Annotated in this window: 1 protein-coding gene and 1 pseudogene; one reads left to right on the forward strand and one right to left on the reverse strand. The window is 72.4% G+C overall.

The genetic code is table 11. From position 1 onward, the window contains the following. A pseudogene (locus AB0O29_RS36410) lies at nucleotides 1-489 on the forward strand (hypothetical protein); the annotation flags it as partial. A 23-nt stretch (nucleotides 490-512) separates the two neighbouring features. On the opposite strand, the gene AB0O29_RS36415 reads toward AB0O29_RS36410, so the two are convergent. Then, nucleotides 513-1,027: DUF6461 domain-containing protein (locus tag AB0O29_RS36415; protein ID WP_365160852.1), on the reverse strand; the 515-nt coding region annotated here is incomplete at its 5' end.

Raw genomic sequence — 1,027 nt, forward strand, 5'->3', positions numbered from 1 at the left:
AAGGCGCTGGGCGCGCTGCCGCTCGGCGCCGGCGTGGTCTGGCTGATGTCCGCGGCCCTCGCCGGCGACATCGTCACCCCCGGCGACGTGGGCCCGCACGACATCACCTTCGGGCTCTTCGGCCGGTTCCTCGGTACCATCTTCACCGGCCTGCTGGTGGTCCTGGTGTTCGTCATCGCCGGACTCGCCTGCGTCGTCGTGCTCATCGCGGGCGTGCTGTTCACCCTGGTCGCCGCCGTCGTCGGCCTGAACTCCTGCTTCCGCACCGGGGAGGTCCACGAACTGCTGCCGTCCCTGCTCTCACCGCTGCTGGTCTGGTCCCTCTTCGTCCTCCAGCTGTTCGACGGCCCGGACGTCGCCGCCCCGCCCGTCGTCCTCTACACCTTCATGCTCGGCGGCCCGCTGTCGGTGACGGCGCTGTCGCTGTGGGAGGTCCGCCGCCTGCGCACCCGGTACGGGGTGACCCTGGGCTCCCTCCTCGGCCGCTGACGGTCCGGGAGGACCTCACCGGATCACCGGATCGGGACGGTGGCGCAGCTGAACGCCGTGTCCCGGAGCAGCTCCGGAGTGACGGCGACGCCGGTCAGGTGCTCCGCCAGTGCGAACGCCGCCAGCGAGGACAGGTCCGTCTCCGGGGGCTCCCCGTCGAGGTGGAAGCCGGTCCGCTCCATGACGTCGAGGAGTTCGTCGGGCGCCGTGCCCCGGCGGTCCTCCGGGAACATGGGGTCGAACTCCAGGCGCAGCACCCCGTCCTCGGCCCGCAGGAACGTGCCGACGGCGTTGACGTTGACGAAGTGGGAGATCCAGCTCGTCCCGGCGGAGGCCGGCAGCGCCCGCTCCTCGGTGACGCCGAGGTAGCCGTTCGGCTCGATCAGGAGCGTCCAGCCGCCGACGGCCGTCATGCCGATCAGCTGGCTGTTGCCGTCGGTCCGGTCGAACCCGGCGAAGGCGGCGTCGGTGAGCGCCGATATGCCCTGGAGGGGCGCCTCCGGCCGCCCGCCCAGCCGGGTCACCACCTCGGCCGGGG

Origin of the sequence: Streptomyces sp. NPDC089915 (assembly GCF_040684675.1) — a bacterium.
Taxonomy (GTDB): Bacteria; Actinomycetota; Actinomycetes; order Streptomycetales; family Streptomycetaceae; genus Streptomyces.